Source organism: Streptomyces sp. NPDC027672 (assembly GCF_055566335.1).
On the sequence record NZ_JBVHSO010000018.1, the window covers coordinates 27695 to 44901 of the forward strand.

The 17207-nt window shown below is 70.8% G+C and carries 14 protein-coding genes and 3 pseudogenes; 6 read left to right on the plus strand and 11 right to left on the minus strand.

Annotated elements, in window-relative coordinates:
• The first annotated feature begins 51 nt into the window (after window positions 1–51).
• Complete coding sequence (locus tag ACZ4SV_RS32340) at window positions 52–813, plus strand: SDR family oxidoreductase (protein WP_468008949.1); 762 nt, start codon at window positions 52–54, stop codon at window positions 811–813.
• Here the strand turns inward: ACZ4SV_RS32340 and ACZ4SV_RS32345 are convergent.
• From ACZ4SV_RS32345 to ACZ4SV_RS32395, 11 genes and pseudogenes are all read right to left on the minus strand, one after another.
• Window positions 728–1393 (minus strand): hypothetical protein, encoded by a 666-nt coding sequence (locus ACZ4SV_RS32345; RefSeq protein ID WP_468008952.1) that lies wholly within the window; start codon window positions 1391–1393, stop codon window positions 728–730. The two genes, ACZ4SV_RS32340 and ACZ4SV_RS32345, sit on opposite strands and share 86 nt — an antisense overlap.
• A 742-nt stretch (window positions 1394–2135) precedes the next feature.
• Window positions 2136–2306 (minus strand): annotated as a pseudogene (locus tag ACZ4SV_RS32350) (RHS repeat-associated core domain-containing protein); the annotation flags it as partial.
• 76 nt (window positions 2307–2382) lie between these two features.
• Window positions 2383–3807 (minus strand): chondroitinase-B domain-containing protein, encoded by a 1425-nt coding sequence (locus ACZ4SV_RS32355; protein ID WP_468008957.1) that lies wholly within the window; start codon window positions 3805–3807, stop codon window positions 2383–2385.
• A gap of 205 nt (window positions 3808–4012) precedes the next feature.
• Window positions 4013–4411 carry a DUF8189 domain-containing protein gene (locus ACZ4SV_RS32360; protein WP_468008961.1) on the minus strand — a complete coding sequence of 133 codons (399 nt, stop codon included), beginning with the start codon at window positions 4409–4411 and terminating at the stop codon, window positions 4013–4015.
• A 513-nt stretch (window positions 4412–4924) separates the two neighbouring features.
• Window positions 4925–5666: pseudogene (locus tag ACZ4SV_RS32365) on the minus strand (calcium-binding protein).
• Window positions 5667–5769: 103 nt separating this feature from the next.
• Window positions 5770–6273 carry a DoxX family membrane protein gene (locus ACZ4SV_RS32370; RefSeq protein ID WP_468008963.1) on the minus strand — a complete coding sequence of 168 codons (504 nt, stop codon included), beginning with the start codon at window positions 6271–6273 and terminating at the stop codon, window positions 5770–5772.
• A 461-nt stretch (window positions 6274–6734) separates the two neighbouring features.
• Window positions 6735–6905 carry a hypothetical protein gene (locus ACZ4SV_RS32375; RefSeq protein WP_468008965.1) on the minus strand — a complete coding sequence of 57 codons (171 nt, stop codon included), beginning with the start codon at window positions 6903–6905 and terminating at the stop codon, window positions 6735–6737.
• Window positions 6906–7064: 159 nt separating this feature from the next.
• The gene (locus ACZ4SV_RS32380) at window positions 7065–7952 is read right to left on the minus strand and encodes a prohibitin family protein (protein WP_468008967.1); all 888 of its coding nucleotides are present in this window, start codon (window positions 7950–7952) and stop codon (window positions 7065–7067) included.
• 271 nt (window positions 7953–8223) lie between these two features.
• A protein-coding gene (locus ACZ4SV_RS32385) for an IS5 family transposase (RefSeq protein ID WP_468008971.1) occupies window positions 8224–9031 on the minus strand; the annotation gives its coding sequence in 2 pieces (ribosomal slippage) (window positions 8224–8680 and window positions 8679–9031; 810 coding nt in all).
• Window positions 9032–10074: 1043 nt separating this feature from the next.
• Window positions 10075–10227 (minus strand): annotated as a pseudogene (locus tag ACZ4SV_RS32390) (LexA family protein); the annotation flags it as partial.
• 260 nt (window positions 10228–10487) lie between these two features.
• Complete coding sequence (locus ACZ4SV_RS32395) at window positions 10488–11240, minus strand: hypothetical protein (RefSeq protein ID WP_468009304.1); 753 nt, start codon at window positions 11238–11240, stop codon at window positions 10488–10490.
• Window positions 11241–11847: 607 nt separating this feature from the next.
• Here ACZ4SV_RS32395 and ACZ4SV_RS32400 point away from each other — a divergent pair.
• The 5 genes from ACZ4SV_RS32400 to ACZ4SV_RS32420 all read left to right on the plus strand — a co-directional run bounded on the left by ACZ4SV_RS32400 (window position 11848) and on the right by ACZ4SV_RS32420 (window position 17205).
• Entirely contained in the window at window positions 11848–13047 is a 1200-nt protein-coding gene (locus ACZ4SV_RS32400; protein WP_468008976.1) for an ROK family protein, read from the plus strand.
• Between the two features lie 204 nt (window positions 13048–13251).
• Window positions 13252–14295 (plus strand): ABC transporter substrate-binding protein, encoded by a 1044-nt coding sequence (locus tag ACZ4SV_RS32405; RefSeq protein WP_468008980.1) that lies wholly within the window; start codon window positions 13252–13254, stop codon window positions 14293–14295.
• Between the two features lie 5 nt (window positions 14296–14300).
• Window positions 14301–15140, plus strand: a complete 840-nt coding sequence (locus tag ACZ4SV_RS32410; RefSeq protein WP_468008984.1) for an ABC transporter permease — start codon at window positions 14301–14303, stop codon at window positions 15138–15140.
• On the plus strand, window positions 15116–15850 hold the full coding sequence (locus ACZ4SV_RS32415; RefSeq protein ID WP_468008987.1) for an ABC transporter ATP-binding protein: 735 nt from the start codon (window positions 15116–15118) through the stop codon (window positions 15848–15850). The genes ACZ4SV_RS32410 and ACZ4SV_RS32415 overlap by 25 nt, the downstream gene beginning before the upstream one ends.
• Entirely contained in the window at window positions 15847–17205 is a 1359-nt protein-coding gene (locus ACZ4SV_RS32420; RefSeq protein ID WP_468008990.1) for an LLM class flavin-dependent oxidoreductase, read from the plus strand. Before ACZ4SV_RS32415 ends, ACZ4SV_RS32420 begins: the two co-directional genes overlap by 4 nt.
• Window positions 17206–17207: the final 2 nt, after the last annotated feature.

Here is a 17207-nt window from a genome sequence, read left to right on the forward strand (position 1 = left end):
GCTCCGCGGAGGGCTAGATTCGCAAGCCAGACCACCCCCACAGGAGGAACCATGGCGCACCCTGATCGTCCGATAGCCCTCGTTACCGGTGGCAGCCGCGGCATCGGCGCCGCCACCTCGCTGCGGCTGGCTTCCGCAGGGTTCCGTGTGGCGGTGAACTACTTCTCGAACCGCTCCGCGGCCGACGAGGTCGTCGCGAGGATCGAGGCGGACGGTGGCAGCGCCTTCGCCCTCCCGGGTGACGTACGCGACGAAGAACAGGCCGCCCGGATGATCGAGCAGGCCGCACCCGAAGGCCGTCTCGATGTCCTGGTATGCAACGCGGCCGCGGCCGCCTTCACGCCCACAGCGGTAAGCGCGTTGTCCTGGTCCGACTTCCGTACGAAGGTGACGGACGAACTGGCCGGCGCCTACATCCTGGCGCAGCGCGCGCTGGTCCTGATGGAGAAGCGGAAGCGGGGAAGCATCGTCTTCGTCTCCAGCACGGTGGCCGACGGGCCGCCCGCCCCCGGGATGACGGCCCACGGAACGGCCAAGGCCGCCCTGAACACCTTTGCCCGGTTCCTGGCATGCGAGGCCGGCCCCCTGGGTGTCCGTGTCAACGTGGTCGCCCCGGGCTTCGTACGCACCGAGGCCAGCGCCCACATGCCGCAGGCAGTCCAGCAGCAGCTGGCGGACCGGGCGCCGCTCGGGCGCGTCGCGGAGGCGGATGACGTCGCGAGGGCCATCACGATGCTGGTGGGCGACGACGCCCAGTTCGTGACCGGGGCGGTGGTGCCGGTCGATGGCGGGACAAGCGTGTCCCGCATGTAGACCGTGCTTCGGTGATCTGCAAGAACTCCTGCCATGCGGCGGCGATGCTGCTGCCGATGGCCGTCCGGGCCTTGGCGGTGACGGCCGCGACGCTGCCCGGGTCGGTCAGGCCAGCGGACCCGGCCGCCGCGAAGAGAGCGGCCTCACCGATCAGGGTCTCGGTCTGACGGCGGTGGTCGCACGCCTCGCACAGCCCGGTCGCCTGGTCCCGACCGCAGTCCTCGCACGGCAGGGCCTGGCGCACCGCTTCGGCGGCCGCCGCCTCCTGGCGCTCGTGCTCCGCCCGCTCCCGGGCAGCCGCACGGGCGGCATCGCGGCGGGCCTGCTCCGCGCGGGCCTGCTCGCGCCGCCACACGAGGTCCTCCGCCTCGATGGCCGCCTGCTCCCGCAGCCGCTCCTTGAGGACGCGGCGGCGTTCGGCCTTGCTCAGGCCGGGCAGCTCCCGGTCAACCTGCGCCGTGATCTTCGCCCGCCGGGCGCGGCGGAGGTGGATCACGTTGCCGCAGTTCTCGCACTCGCCGCCGGTGTCCAGCCTCCTCCCGTCGTCGCAGCGCCGGTCCGAGCACGCTTGACGCTGCATCAGGCCACGGCGCATCAGCCACGGGAACGGACGGTCGACCAGGGTCTCGCCGCCGGTCTCCTCCAGCCCTCGACACCGTGGCACAGTTGCGGGCGACGGCCGCGCCAATGACGGATCCGCACTACCGCATACGAAGTCCGCGGTGGCCGCGCCGATTGGCTGGGCGGCCACCGCGGTGGTGCGGATTGCAGGAGGGCCGGAGAAGTGCCGTTCTTGTCCTCCTGCTTGTGTCAGTTCCGCTTTTGACCCTTCTTCCTCATCACGAAAAAGATGATGAGGAAGAAGAGGAAGCCAGGAGAACGGCGTGGTCGTGCAAGACATCCACGGTGCGGAGCTGCCCCTTGAACATGTTCACTGGCCGCGCCTGCGACGCAGATAATCGCGGAATCCGGTTCCCTGCATCCACATGGCCAGCCCAGCGAGCAGGGCTACGCCGATGATGGCCGGCACCAGCACGACGCCATGCATGGGCACCTCTCTCTTTCGGATATCGGTCAGAAGAAAGACTTCGCTACGTCCAGGACGTCCTTCGCCTTCATGACCGTGTCGATGGCGTCCGAGGCACCCGTTCCGTCCTCGCCGCCGTAGTCGCCGAGTACTTCAAGACCCACGTCGACCGCGCAGCCGGAAGCAAAGGCGCCCGCTGCTCCCACCCCTGTTTCGGAGACACCTGTGTACAGGCCGACTACAGTTGACTGTGCCCCGCCCTTCAGGCATTTCTCGCCGTACTTCGCCCAAGCAATCAGCCCGCCGGGTCGATGCGGTTGACGGGGTCGCCTTCGGCGTAGAGGTAGGGGTTCTGTTCCTGGCCGGAGGGGTCGGGCTGGGTGAAGCGGCCGATGTTGGCGTCGTAGTAGCGGGCCTGGAGGTGGTAGAGGCCGGTGGGGTCCTGGTAGTTGCCGGCGAAGCGGTAGGGCTGCTCGACCGGCTCGTCAGGAGGGCGGTCCCGCCGACGGGCCGCCGGAGCGGGGGCCCGTCGGCGGAGTCGTTCACGACGCGTTCGGGCCCACGTCGGACACGGTCAGGGGGCGGCGGAGCGGGGCCTGGGCCGAGTACTCGTCGGCGCCGACATCACGGGCGCTGCCGCGCGGGTGGCCGTCGATGTCTTCGACCAGGATCAGGGTGTTGAGCGTAGCCGCGTCGATCGCGGGGCTGCCCGCCGACAGCCGGGACACTCCGTCGGACTCCTGCCTCAGGAGCGGGTCGACCCGGCGGTATCCGCCGGAGGGGATGGTGCCGTTGGCCGCCGCGCCCCACAGGATGTTGCCCTGCCAGCGGAAGCCGCTGGTCTCCCTCATGTCGACCAGGCTGCCGGTGCTGCCGACCAGGAGGTTGTCGGCGAAGACTGCGTCCTGCGGCGCGTAGGTCCGCTCCTCGCCCGAGACCGGCCTGGCGTTGCCGACGAAGGTGTTGTGCACGATGACCGCGCGGTCGCACGCGTCGTTGCCGCGCCGCTCCTCGGTCGTCTCGCCCGGGTGGTGGTCGCGCGTGGTGCCGCTGCCGATCACCAGGGCCCGGCCCGACAGACCGCCGAAGTAGTTGTTGACCACCGTGTGGTCGTTGCCGTAGAGGCGTACGCCGTCGGTGCCGTCGAGCAGGTAGTTGGCCTCCACCGTGGACTGGTTGCCGTGCCGCAGCACGATGCCGCCACGGCTGTTGCGCACCGTGTTGTACCGGATGGTGTTGCCGGACGACTTCACGGAGACGGCCTCGGGGTCGCCGTTGCACCGCTCGAACAGGTTGTACTCCACGACGCCGTTGGCACTGGACAGTGCGCGGCTGCTGACGCCGAGCCGGATGGATTCGCCGCCGTTGTCCCCGGCGTAGCTGTGGTCGGAGAAGTAGTTCTTGAGGATCTGCGGCTTCTGGGCCATGGCGGTGGAGCCCGGGCCGTCGACGACGACGAAGATGCCCTCGGTCGTCTTGTCGTGGAAGTGGTTGCGGTCGATCTTGGTGTTGTCGCCCCGCACGACGATCCAGTCGAGTCCGCTGACGTCGGCGAAGCGGAAGTCGTTGCGGGTCAGCCGGATGCCCGTGCAGTTCGCCGGGATCTCCAGGGTGGTGCTCTGCCGGAAGGCGAACCCGCTGATGGTGATGTTGCTCGAGTTGCCGAGGACGAAGCTCTTCGCGCCCTGGAGCACCGCTCCCCCACGGGACTGCGCGACGATGGTGATCGGCGCGTCGGCGGTGCCTGCTTTGCCCGAGATGGTGATGGGGTTGTTCGAGGGGACGGTGTAGGTGCCGTCGGCCAGGACGATCCGGTCGCCGGGCTTCGCCTCGTTGATCTTGGTCTGGAGGTCGGCCAGGGAACCGACGGTCACCGTGGCCGCCGACGCGCCGGCCGACAGGGCCGGGACGGAGGCGAGCGCGGCGGCGCCCAGCACGGTGCCGGTGAGGAACGTACGTCGTTGCATGATGTCTCCTGCGAAGCGGGAACGTGTCGAGCCGGCCCGCCGGGCAGGGCGAGTGCCGTCGGCGGGAAAGGTGTGGGTGTGGCCGGCAGGGGCCGTTGGGGTCCGGTGGTCCGCGTGGCTGCGCCTCGGTGACGTCGTCACCGGCCCGGGCCGGCGAGGTGGCGCCTCGCCGGTTGCCCCCGCCGGGTGTGGGACCGCGGACCTGCTACTTCGGGTCCGGGTTGCGGTTCCAGTCGGTCCAGTAGCCGTTCACGTTGCGCAGGCGGTACCAGCCATAGCCGTCGGGCATGATGACGTGGATGGCGAACTGCCAGGGTCGCTCGTCCGTGATCGCCACGGCGCTCACCGCCACCCCGCCCATCGACTCCCACTCGCTCCAGTCGCCGTCGGAGTCGGTCCAGCGCGTCCACACCGCCCGCTCCGTACCCACCACGAAGACCTGCTTGGTCCCGTCCGGCAGCTTCTTGGTGGTGATGCCGAACTCGCACATGTAGGCCTGGCCGCCGGTCTTGCAGCCGTTCGCGGCCTGCGCGGCGGACGGGACGGCCACGGCGAGGCCCGCCACGGCGGCGACCGCGACAATGGCGGCCCTGATCTTGTTCATAGCTGTCTCCCCAAAGGAGGCGGGCACGTTCGGCCCTGCCTCCTGACGTCGTACAGCCAACCCGTCGCTGTCGTGTGCGACCAGGAAGTTCCACCGGCAGAAGTCGTGCCCGGCCCATTCCTGCCGGATTCCCGCCTCCTCGCCGAAGCTGGAGCGGTGGCGGCGCGGCTGCTTCGGCTTCGGTGCGGCGGCGCGGCGCGGCACCGTGAGCGGGGCGGTGCGGGAGCGGCCGGCAGGCCCGGGCGCGGCAGATGCTGTAGCCCCAGGGCGGGCTGTCGGGCCGGGCCGCCAGGAGGGCTTCCAGCACTCCGATCGTGGGCTTCGTCAACCGGATCGCGGGCGTTGCACCTGCCGCGCGGGGGCGCGGCTCCCTCGCGTCACGCGAGTCTGCGGAACGTGCCGTGGACCGAGTGAGCATGTGTCGAGAACGACACCCCTTGTCCGTTGGGAAGGAGCCCCGTACCGCGCCGGGTTCGGTGCGGGGCTCCCCCGCTCCGGCTTGTCCGGTCCGGACTACTGCAGGACGACGTCGCGGCCCGGGCCGCCCGTGACGGTGTCCCGTCCGGGACCACCGACGACCAGGTCGTCGCCGTCCTCGCCGTCCAGGTTGTCGTCGCCGGGACCGCCGAGGAGGGTGTCCCGGCCGTCCCCGCCCAGGGCGCGGTCCTCCACCCGGGCCGGCGTACACGATGTCCGCGCCGCCGTACGCCTCGATCCTGTCGTCGCCCCGGCCGCCCCAGAGCCGCTGGTCCGTATCGCCGCCCATGACCACTCGTCCCATGACCATGTCGTTGCCCGCGTCGCCCCGCACCGTGTGCGCGGTGTGGGCGTGCAGGACGTCGTCGCCGGGCCCGCCGCGCACGGTGCCCACCCCGGGGTCGCTGGTGACGATCTCGTCGTCGCCGTCGCCGAGGAAGATGTCGATCCTGTCCGACCGGGCGCTGCCGGTGGGCAGTTCGCAGACGACGAAGGTCTCGTCCGCGGGATCGAGGTAGGCGCAGTGGTCGCCGGGAGAGAGCGGGACCGCGTCGCGGAAGCCGATCTGCCGGACGCCGGCGCCGCGTTCCATGGGGAACACGTGCAGGTCGTTGGCCTGTCCCGCGGCGGCGGTGAAGACGATCGACTGAGTGGCCCAGTCGGCGCCGACGCCGGCCTTCGCCCCGGTGGCGGGAGCGGCGGCGGCCGGGGTGGCGGCGAGACCGGCGGCGAGCAGCGCCACGGCGGCCGCGCGGGCGGTGACCGGGTGTCGGTTCATGAGACCTCATCTCGATACGGCGACCGTGGGCCGGCCGGACGACAGGGGGAGTGGGCAATACGGGCGCGAAGGACGTACGCACTCCGTACGCCATCCGTACGGTTCACTGTGGCGTACCCGGCAACGAGGGCAGACGGCGGCGCGTCCGGTGCCGGAGGCGGAAGGCCGTGCGGCGCCCCGGTGCGCTTCCGGGGGCGAGGATGTGATCAGGGCGGTGCCGTGTGCGGCCCCACTCGTCGGCCGCCACCACGGCGCAGGCCGCGACCAGAACGAGGTTCTTGATGATGTACTGGCCCTCCAGGGTGGGTACCGGCATGCCCGGCTGCCACATCTCCCCGGACAACGGCAGCAGCGCCGAGAAGACCCCGGCCATGTGGGCGAAGAAGGCCGCCAGGGTTACACGCAGCAGCACCCCCGCGACCAGGCCGAGGCCGACGGTCGTTTCGACCACCGCCAGCATCCGCAGCGCCGCGTCCGGCGGCAGCAGCCCGAGGGTGAGCTTCGTCGCGGCCCGTACGGCGGACCCCCTCGGGGGGCTCGCCGCAGGGAAGAACTTCAGGACGCCGAACCAGAGGTAGACCACGCCCACGCACAGCCGCAGCAGCACCGGGCCGCGCCGCTGGACTCGGCAGGCCAGTGTCCGCGTCGCCCGGGCGGCCCGCCCCTCGCTGCCGATGTCCGGCCGGCCCCTGCGGGGCGCTCGGGCTTCGCTCGCTGATTCTCTCCACCGTCGTACCCGACCTTCCGCGCGCGCTCGTCCGAGGCTTCCGGCCGCCGCCGGGACACCGGCCGGTCCGGGGACCGGCTCGCCCCGACAGAACCGGGCCTGACACCGCGTCAGCTCACGTCCACGCAGGACAGCATGCACATGCCAAGCGGCAGTCCCGACACCGCAGGGACGGTCACGGTGCGAAGGAAGCGTACCCTGCTTGGTCTAGACCAGACCAAGGTCGCGGAGCGTGGCATGCAGGAAGTTCGGGCCGCCAGCATGCAGCGGCGGGACCGCAGCGGTCGGCAGACGCCCGGGCCGGGGGCAAGGCGCGTGACGGCCGGCGACACACCACCAGCTCACCACCCGCCCATCTGCTCGGTCAGCTGGGCGAGGACGGCGGCGCGGATCTCCGGGCACGCCGCCGTCATGTCACCGCGGCGGACCAGCCGGGCACAGCAGCCGTCCCGCTTCGGCTCGGCGGCCCACACCGGAGGCAGATCAGGCCCGGGCACAGCACGGGTGAGCATGGAGTGGGGAAGCGTCCACGTCACTCCCCCACTGCGTGTTGCCTGCGGGGGTACGCCGAACGCATCGGAACCGTCCCAGCAGTACGGGGGATGACCGGTCGATCAGCCGCATGCCCCGACGCGCGGAAGCAGCGGCCGAACTATCTCTCCACGCCTGTGTCACCTCTTACCGCTGTCCACGATCACCGGTGTGCCGTCAGCGTCCGTGCCGCAGGGGACCGCATAGACCGGATTGGCCTTGGCGGCCTCCTTGTAGGCCTCCAGACACTGGTTGTACAGCACCTTGTCGCTGAGCGAGCGTTCGATGATCTTGTTGGCGGCGGCGATGCCCTCCGCCTCGACCCGCTTGCGTTCCGCTTCCGCCTTCGCCGTACGGGCCGCCTCCGTGGCCCGCTCGGTGGCCTGCTCCTGCTGGATCTTCTTGTCGATCTGGTCCTGCAGCCTGTCCGACGGCCGCACATTGCGCAGGTTGACGGTGGTGACGTCGATCCCGCGCGACGCCAGACGCTCCTTGACCAGGCCGGCGATCTCGGAGCCGATCCGCTCACGCGCGGAAGCGTACCCCTCCTCGCTGGTGTGCTTGGCGAAGACGTTGCGGATGATCTCGCGGGCGTCGGGCAGCACCAGCCGCTGCTCGACAGCCTCCTCGCTGCCCGCCAGCCGGTACAGCTCAACCGCCTTCGCCGGCACCACGGCCCACTTGACGGTGACGTCGGCGTACAGCACACCGCCCTGCGAGGAGCGGACCTCGACGACGTCCTTGCCGTTGAGATCGAGATCGACCGGACGGGTCGAGAAGGACGTGACGTCGGTGAAGGGCGACTTGAAGTGCACCCCGGACGTCAGCGGCGTACCGGTCTTCCCGAAGGTCACCGGGACGCCGACCTCGTAGGCACTCACCACATGCACACAGGCGAACGCCGCCGCCAGCACCCCCGCCAGGCCGCTGAGCGCCGCCCCCAGCTTCCAGCCCGTCACCTCCCGGTGCCTGCCGACGAGAAAAAGGACGACGGCCGCTATGAGCAGCACGATGGACAGCACGAACACAGGTGATCCCCCTCAGGAAACGTTTCCGCGCCCCCCTGGGACGCGACCCCGGCGCGCATCGTAGCGGCCAGAGGTGACGCCCATACCTCACCACGGTTCACCCGTGACACGGGCGAACGAACACAAGATCACCCTCACCCGCCAACTGGTGACAGCAGAAACCGGAGATCACCAGCCAGACAGTGCCCGAGCCTGGCCTACGCCGCCTCCTTTCGCCAGTTCAGCTCCTGGACGACGCACCCGTTCCGCTTCTCCGTTCTAACTGATCATTTCAGAATGAGGTTCGGAGTCGTCTCAAGCAGATGATGCTGCAGGCGAGTTGGAGTAGTCCGAGGTGGAGGTCGGCTCGTATCTCGTAGTGGATCAGCAGGCGTTTGAACTGGTGGAGCCAGGCGAAGGTTCGCTCGACGACCCACCTGGTCCTGCCCAGGCCGGACCCGTGGGCCGTCCCCTTGCGCGCGATCTTCGGCGTGATGCCGCGGGCGCGGAGGAGCCGCCGGTACTTGTCGTAGTCGTAGCCGCGGTCGGCGAACAGCCGCCGTGGCCGGTGGCGGGGCCGGCCCACCAGGCCGCGGATGCGGGGTATCGCGTCCAGCAGGGGCATGAGCTGGGTGACATCGTGCCGGTTCCCGCCGGTCAACGGCACTGCGAGGGGGGTTCCGTGCCGGTCGGTGATCAGGTGGTGCTTGCTGCCCCGGCGGCCGCGGTCGACCGGCGAAGGTCCGGTGTGAGCCCCCTTTGAGAGCTCTGACGTGCGAGCCGTCGACCGCGGCGTCCTCCATGTCCAGCAGTCCGGCCTTGCGGAGTTCCGTGAGGAGGATTTCGTGCAGGCGGGGCCAGACGCCGGCTTCGGTCCAGTCCCGCAGGCGCCGCCAGCTCGTCACCCCGCTGCAGCCGATCGTCTCGGTCGGCACGTGCGCCCAGGTCACACCCGTGCGCAGCACGTAGATGATCCCGCGCAGAGCCACACGGTCATCCGCGGGCAGCCGGCCCGGGTACCGCCGACGCCGCGGCGGGCGAGGCGGGAGCAGCGGAGCGACACGATCCCACAGATCATCAGGCACAAGATCATCCGACACCTGCAGGACTCTGCCGCTCACCAGCCCAACTGCCAAGGCCTAAGCCACAGTCATTCTGAAATGATCAGTAAATGGTGGCAGCTCGGCTGGGTCCGCTCCCCTCAGGCGGTCGAGGTGCGCTTCGGCACCTCCCGGGCCGGGGCCGTCGATGTCGGCCCTCTACCGGTCCGCCGACGTCGACGCGATCTCCGCCGCCCACCCCGAGGTCAACTGGGAACAGCTGCGCACGGTGGAGAAAGGCCGGCGCTCGCCGCGCTGGCGAAGCAGGTCACCCTGGCCTGACCTGTACCGCTGTCCGGTGACGCCGCCCCTCCCCGGTGTGGTGGGTGGGGCGGCGTCACCGTGTCTGGGCCAGTCGCGCGGTCCCAGGAGCCGCCGGGCCCGGTGAACGACACCGCTGCCTGGACCGCAGCGCTCGCGGACCGCCAGGTGCGCTCCACCTCGATCCGGGCGGGCCGGCTCACCCCCGAGTTGCGCGAGCAACTGCTGTCGATCATGGACGTCCTGGACGCCGGCGTTCAGCCCCCCCCCGTCCGGCCAACCCTCCGATCAGCGGTGCGCGATTCCCGGCCGGCGCAGAAGACCCACCGCTTCGCATTCTCCAGCGGCAGCTTCCCGGCTTCGGCAGATGTGATCAACGGATGGGAGCGAACAGCGGTGAGCGAGCGTTCGACCTGCCGCCGAATGTCATGCTGGCGGCGTCCGGGGCCTGGGCGGCCAGGTATCCAGGGAACGGGGCAGCTCGCCACGCGCCGGTCTGCTCGTCGGCCAGCAGCAGGTGCTCGGCATGGTCGGTGGGAACTCCCTGCCGGGCCGGGACACACCGGAGCGGAAAACGAGCCGGTACTCGCGGGTGAACCGTCAGCCAAACGGCGGGGCCGCGGGTGCCCGGCCTGCCGCCCCGCTCGCCGATCAGCGCCGGAACTTGTCCCGCGCGGTCTCCTCCCGGCCCCACCAGCCGTGCTGCACCGCCCGGCCGTCCACGGTGAGCAGCAGGTGGAAGCGGCCCGGGCCGCGCATGTGAGGCGGATCCCCCGGCTGCGACCCGGCACACGCACGATCCCGGACTTCGTCTCCAGCTCGACCAGCCGGCAGTGCACCGAGGCCCGGCTGCGCATCCCGACCGCCTGCCCGACCTGCTGCACCCTCGGCGCTTCCCCGTGATCGGCGATGTGCCGGCGGATACAGCACAGGATGCGCTCCTGGTGTGACTGACGCGCTACTTGGCCGGTCTAGCCAAGTAGCGCGCTCAGGGTTCTGCGCCGCGCACTTCACTCGCAGGAAGCGGACCTCAGAGCAGCGTGAGGTCAGCCAGCCCAGGGGATCGAACTTTGCTTGGCCACAAGATTTCCGACCCCTGCGGCGTCGGCTACAGGTCGATGAGGTCACTGGGGTCCCCGGCGCCGGTCCGGATGATGCCGTTTCCGCAAGGGGAGGTGATCCGCGCACGCGTCGCCTACCTCACGGCGACGTAATCCCCGGTCGACGACTTCGCCCCGGAGGTGGTGTTCCCGTAGTACGTCCACCGCCACGTCCCCGACCCGGTGGCCTTCACCGTGGTCCTGAGCGCCCCCGTACTACTCGACGTCGCCTTCTTGACCGTCGTGTACGAGGAGGCACCCGCCGCCTTGAACTGCAGGCTCACCGTGCGGCCCGCGTACCCCTGGTATGTGTGGGTGTCCCAGTTCGCCCGTGTGACCCGCCCGGTCACGGTGATCGTCTTTCCTGCCGCGACCGGCTCAGGCGAGGCGTTGACAGTCACGCGTGTGGCCCGCTTGACCTGCACCGGGAGGTTCAGGTCGTCCGTGTCGTAGGCGTCACCGGCGAGGAAGACCCGAGCAGCGGATTTCCAGGTGCCGGCGTCCTCGTTCCCGAAGTCACCGCTCCGCGGGTCGATGTACAGCCATTCCTTGAAGTCGCAGATGCCCTTCGCCCTGTCCACGACCTTGCAGTCGCTGGTGATGACGGAGCTGTACAGCGTGTCTCCCGTGTCGGGCTTTCCCCGGTAGGGGAACACCGTCGGCCCGAAGTCGTATTTAAGTGTGGTCGTCATCCGGAAGACCGCGGGCACCTCGACCTCCTCCTGGACCCCGATCACGATGGGCTTCCCGCCATTCACCGCGACCCGGGAGAAGGAGACCCCACCCTCCGCCGCTCCGGCCGGCACCGCCGCCACCCCTGCGAACACGACCGCGACTCCACCGGCCATTACCGCGTTCCACGTCGTCTTTCCCACTGACAAGCCCGTCCTCTCCCCTGCAGCCTGGACCGAGCGCGCGGGCGCACCGGCCAGAGGATCATCCTCAGTAGCTGACTGTGGGACAGGAGAGGGCCGTACGCGGTTGCACACCGTGCGACAACGATTTGATCACCCTGGCGAGCGCTTGTTCGAATTGATGAGCAAGCTGAGACACGAGGACCGGGAGGAGCAGGTGAGCGGTGGTGAGCAGCCGCTCTCGCGCCTGGACGCGCGGCGGTGGCGGTGCTCATGGGGACTCCGCGAGGTGGTGCGGACATGTCGGGACACCGCGACGCTATGCCAGCGCCCGGACGGCGATACCGCGTCCAGCGACTGTGAGGAACCACCAGAACGCGCCGAGGTGTCCGTCTCGCTGGTCGGTCGCCGTCTGGGCAGGGCGGAGGCGTTTTGCTAGCTTCGCAGGCATGGTTGCCCAGGCCCGGTACTTCACCTCGCGTCGCTATGTCGACCTGCGACGCCAGGGCACGGCCACCTGTCGCCGTCCCGGGTAGGGGCGGGCCCCGGCACGCCCCTGTCCTCCGCGACGTGTCGGCCCCGTTCCCGAGGACGGTTCTCCATGCCCCGCAGTGCGGCATCCACCCTTCCCTCCCCCGTTCCGCGTGCCGCCGACAGCGACCGGCGGCGCACCAGCGCCAGCGTGGTGCTGCGCTCCGTCCTGGAGCACGGCCCGGTGGCGCGCAGCACCATCGCCCGGCTGACCGGTCTGTCGCCGGCGTCGGTGACCGAGCACTGTGCCCGGCTCACCGGTCTCGGCCTGATCCGTGAGTCGGACGTGCCCCGCCGCTCGGGCGGGGTCGGCCGGCCGCACGTCCCCGTCGACTTGGACGACGCCGGTTTCCTGGTCGCCGGGGTGCACGTGGCCGTCCCGTACACCACGGTCGCCCTGCTGGACCTCCGCGGCCGGGTGGTAGCCCGGCGCGAGCTGAAGCACGAACGCACCGACCCCGGCCGGGTGCTGGCGCGGGCCGCCGAGGGACTGGGGTCGCTGCTCACCGGGGTGCCCGGCCGGCGCCCGCTGGCGGTCGGGGTGGCGGTCGGCGGCTGGGTGGACCGGGAGACGGGCACCGTGGTCGAGCACGAGCTGCTGGGCTGGCGGGACGTGCCGGTGCGGGAGCTACTCGGCGCCCGCACGGGTCTGCCGGTCCAGGTGGACGGCCACGCACGGGCGCTGGTGAACGGGGAACGGCTGTTCGGGCGGGCCCGGGGCAGCCGCAGCGTGCTGCACCTGTTCGTGGGCAACGTGGTGGACGCGGCGTTCGCCACCAACGACGAGGTGCACCACGGACCGCGGTCGGCGGCGGGGGCGATCGGTCACCTGCCGGTGCCGGGCGGCGGCGAGCCGTGCGCTTGCGGCGGCACCGGCTGCCTCCAGGCCGAGCTGAGCGAGCGGACGCTGTGCCGGCGGGCGCGGGCGGCCGGGGTGATCGACTCGGCCAATCCGATGCACGTGGTGGCCGCCGCGCGGGCCGGGGACGCGGTGGCCCGGCGGCTGCTGGTGGAGCGGTCCCGGATGACGGGGCGGGCGGCCGGGCTGCTGCTGGACGTGCTGAACCCGGAGACGGTCGTGGTGACCGAGGTCGGGGTCATGTACGTCGAGGGCTGCCTCGACGCGTTGCGGGAGGCGGTGGGCACGGCACGGTCGGCGCACGTCCTGCCGACGAGTTTCCCGGAGCACGTACTGGCGACGGCGGGCGGTTCGGTCGCCCTGGACACTTTGTTCCGGGACCCGTTGGGCGCGTCACCTGAGGCTATTTAATTCAGAAACTCGGAATGTTGACAGGGGTCGTCCATGACCGGGAACATCCTGGTCATGGACCCGCACACGAGCTGTCGCACCTTCCGTTGCTGACACGTTGCCGCGCATGAAGCGCGTGTTTCCGTTGCGTGAGTTCTTTTCTTCCGGCTTGCCCTCCCGGAATTCTTCCTGCCTTTCCTATTTCCCCTCCCAGGGAGTTCTCCCATGCACCGTCGTGTCTTTCTCACCTCCCTGCTCGGCGCGTCCGCCGCCGTCGCGGGTCTCAGCGGCTGCGCCGACGGCGAGGCCACCGCCGCCACCCGGGGCGCGGCCACGAAGCCGCTCGCCCGCAAGGTTCCGGCCGGCACCAGCCTGAAGATCGCCTCGTACCAGAACGTGCAGCAGCTCCAGTTCCGGCTGGCGAAGCTGGCCCCGCTGCCGTTCACGGTGTCGAGCTGGGCGAACATCGGGGCGGGCCCGGACGTGATCAACGCCTTCCGCGCCCATTCCCTGGACGTCGCCAACAACGCGGGCATCCCGCCGATCCAGGCCCACTACCAGGGCTTCGACGCGAAGATCGTCGCGATCGGCATCACCCGCAGGCCCAACTACGTCTTCGCCACCAAGCCGGGCAGCGACATCCGCACGGTGGCGGACTTCCAGGGCAAGCGGCTCGCCTTCTCCCAGGGGCAGGCGCAGGGCGTCGTACTGCTGCGGGCGCTGAAGCGGGCCAGCCTGAAGTACGACGACGTGAAACTGGTTCCCCTGACCAGCAACCAGTTCCTGACCGCCCTCCAGTCCGGCCAGGTCGACATCGCCCCGCTCGCCAACAACCAGGCACCGGCGTATCTGAAGCAGTACGAGGGCAAGGGCGCCCGCGCCATCAGGACCGACGTCGTCGACCTGCTCAACCTGCTGTGGGCTCCGCAGTCGGTACTGAACGACCCGGCGAAGGCCGCCGCGATCGCCGCCTACATCCCCGAGTGGGCCAAGGGCCAGGTGTGGCAGTACGAGCACCCGGACGTGTGGAACGAGGAGTTCTTCGTCAAGACGCAGAACCTCAGCCTCGACCAGGCCAAGTCGATCACCGCCCTCGCCAACAAGCCGCTCTTCCCGCCCAGCTGGGACGAGGCCGTGAAGTGGGAGCAGGAGACCGCCGACCTGCTCGCCGAGGGCGGGTTCGTGAAGAAGTTCGACGTGTCCTCCCTGTTCGACCACCGCTTCGAGTCCATCGCCGCCAAGGCCGTACCCGAGGAGTACCGGAGGTGACCGCCGTGACCACGACGACGACCGCGCCGCCGGCCGCCGCGACCGGGGAGCTCCCCCAGGTCCGCAGGCGCCGCCGCCTCTCCCCCGGCCGCCGGCTGCCCGCCGCCCGGCTGGCCGGTCCGCTGGTGGTGCTCGCTCTGTGGGCCGGCGCCTCGGCCGCCGGGCAGCTCGACCCGGGCGCGATCCCCGCACCGTGGACCGTGCTGCGGACCGGCGTCCATCTGTGGACCGACGGGACACTCCCCACCGATGTGCTGACCTCCCTGGAACGGGCCGCCTACGGCTTCGCGATCGGGCTGACCGCCGGGGTGCTGCTCGCCCTCGCCGCCGGGCTCAGCCGGACCGGCGAAGCGCTGATCGACGGCACCGTGCAGCTCAACCGGGCGATACCCACCCTCGGCCTGATCCCGCTGTTCATCCTCTGGCTGGGCATCGGGGAGACGTTCAAGATCGCCATCATCGCGATCGTCGTCTATGTGCCGATCTACCTCAACACGCACGCCGCACTGTCCGGCATCGACAGCCGCTTCGTCGAACTCGCCGAGGTGCAGGGCCTGTCGCGGCTCGCCTTCGTCCGCCAGGTGGTCGTCCCCGGCGCGCTGCCCGGGTTCTTCGTGGGCCTCCGGCTCGGCGTGACCGGCTCCTGGCTGGGCCTGGTGGTGCTGGAGCAGATCAACGCCACCAGCGGGCTCGGATATCTGATGTTCCAGGCGCAGAACTACGGCCAGACCGACGTCATCCTGGTCGGCCTGCTGATCTACGGCGTCTTCGGCCTCGTCTCCGACAGCGTGGTCCGTCTCATCGAACGGAGGGTGCTGTCGTGGCGCCGCACACTGAGCAACTGACCCGTCCCGCCGTCCAACTGCGCGGCCTGACCCGGTCGTTCGAGGGCCGTACCGTCCTCGACGGCATCGACCTCGACCTGCCCGCCGGCCAGTTCACGGCCCTGCTCGGGCACAGCGGCTCCGGCAAGTCCACGCTGCTGCGGGCGGTGGCCGGCCTGGACCACGGGGTGACGGGCAGCGGGCAGCTCACCGCGCCGGAGCGGGTCTCGGTGGTGTTCCAGGACTCCCGGCTGCTGCCCTGGCGCCGGGTGCTGGACAACGTCCTGCTCGGCCTGGACGGCAAGGACGCCGCCGAACGCGGCCGGGCGGCCCTGGCGGAGGTCGGCCTGGAGGGCCGCGAGCGGGCCTGGCCGGGCCAGCTGTCCGGGGGTGAGGCGCAACGCGCCGCGCTCGCCCGCTCCCTGGTCCGCGAGCCCGAACTGCTGCTCGCCGACGAGCCGTTCGGCGCCCTGGACGCGCTGACCCGGATCCGGATGCACCACCTGCTGCGCGAGCTGTGGAAGCGCCACCGGCCCTCCGTGCTGCTCGTCACCCACGACGTCGACGAGGCGATCGTGCTCGCCGACCGGGTCCTCGTCCTGGACGGGGGCCGGATCGGCCTCGACCTGACCATCGACCGTCCCCACCCGCGCTCCTACCGGGAGCCGGTGCTGGGCGAGTACCGGGAACGGCTGCTGGCCGCCCTCGGTGTCACGGAGGACCACCAGTGACCACGCGACAGCTCCACCTCAACGCGTTCCTGATGAACACCGGCCACCACGAGGCGTCGTGGCGGCTGCCGGAGAGCGACCCGTACGCGCACGTCGACCTCGCGCACTACGTCGGCCTGGCGCGGACCGCCGAACGCGGCACCTTCGACTCCCTCTTCCTCGCCGACGGCCCCCAGCTGTGGAGCAACCTCGCCCAGCGGCCGGCCGGCGCCCTGGAACCGCTCACCCTGCTGACCGCGCTGGCGACGGCCACCGAGCACATCGGGCTGATCGCCACCGCCTCCACCTCCTACAACTCCCCCTACAACCTGGCCCGCAAGTTCGCCTCGCTGGACATCATCAGCGGCGGCCGGGCCGGCTGGAACATCGTCACCACCGCCGGCGCGGAGGCCGCCCGCAACTTCGGCCTGGAGCACGAGCCGGCGCACGCCGAGCGGTACGCGCGGGCCGCCGAGTTCCTCGACGTGGCCCTGAAGCTGTGGGACAGCTGGGAGGACGACGCGATCGTCGCCGACAAGGCGGCCGGGGTGTGGGGCGACGACAGCCGCATCCACCCGCCCCGGCACCGGGGGACGTACTTCAGCGTGGCCGGCGCCCTCAACGTGCCGCGCTCCCCGCAGGGCTATCCGCTGCTGGTCCAGGCGGGCTCCTCCGAGGACGGCAAGGCGTTCGCCGCCCGGTACGCGGAGGCCGTGTTCACCGCCCAGCAGACCCTCGCCGACGCGCAGGCCTTCTACCGCGACCTCAAGACCCGCACCCGGCGGGCCGGGCGCGATCCCGAGCACGTCAAGGTGCTGCCCGGCATCGTCCCCGTCCTCGGGTCGACGGAGGCCGAGGCCCGGGCGAACGAGCAGGTCCTGGAGGACCACATCGTTTACGACCACGGTGTGGCCCGGCTGGAGAGCCTGCTCCAGCTGGAGCCCGGCACGCTGGAACTGGACGCCGAACTGCCCGCCGAACTGCCGCCCGAGTCGGCCGTCGAGGGCGCCAAGAGCCGCTACACGCTCGTCGTGGAGCTGGCCCGGCGCGAGCGGCTCACCGTCCGCCGGCTGATCGGCCGGCTCGGCGGCGGGCGCGGGCACCTCACCTTCGCCGGGACGCCCGAGCAGGTCGCCGACCAGATCGAGACGTGGTTCACCGAGGGCGCCGCCGACGGCTTCAACATCATGCCGGCCGTGCTGCCCTCCGGGCTGGAGGCGTTCGTCGAGCACGTCGTGCCGATCCTGCGCGCCCGCCGCCTGCTGCGCACCTCCTACGGCCCCCGGCAGACCCTGCGGCAGCGCTACGGCCTGCCCCGTCCCGCCAACCAGTACGTGACCGCCACCAGCGCCTCGCCCACCCCCGCGCTCGTCTGAAA

What these genes read in the sequence shown, in the direction of transcription:
- ACZ4SV_RS32340 (WP_468008949.1), top strand. Translation starts at nt 52, where the DNA reads ATGGCGCACCCTGATCGTCCGATAGCCCTCGTTACCGGTGGCAGCCGC.
- ACZ4SV_RS32345 (WP_468008952.1), bottom strand. Translation starts at nt 1,393, where the DNA reads ATGCAGCGTCAAGCGTGCTCGGACCGGCGCTGCGACGACGGGAGGAGG.
- ACZ4SV_RS32355 (WP_468008957.1), bottom strand. Translation starts at nt 3,807, where the DNA reads ATGCAACGACGTACGTTCCTCACCGGCACCGTGCTGGGCGCCGCCGCG.
- ACZ4SV_RS32360 (WP_468008961.1), bottom strand. Translation starts at nt 4,411, where the DNA reads ATGAACAAGATCAGGGCCGCCATTGTCGCGGTCGCCGCCGTGGCGGGC.
- ACZ4SV_RS32375 (WP_468008965.1), bottom strand. Translation starts at nt 6,905, where the DNA reads ATGCTCACCCGTGCTGTGCCCGGGCCTGATCTGCCTCCGGTGTGGGCC.
- ACZ4SV_RS32395 (WP_468009304.1), bottom strand. Translation starts at nt 11,240, where the DNA reads ATGGCCGGTGGAGTCGCGGTCGTGTTCGCAGGGGTGGCGGCGGTGCCG.
- ACZ4SV_RS32400 (WP_468008976.1), top strand. Translation starts at nt 11,848, where the DNA reads ATGCCCCGCAGTGCGGCATCCACCCTTCCCTCCCCCGTTCCGCGTGCC.
- ACZ4SV_RS32405 (WP_468008980.1), top strand. Translation starts at nt 13,252, where the DNA reads ATGCACCGTCGTGTCTTTCTCACCTCCCTGCTCGGCGCGTCCGCCGCC.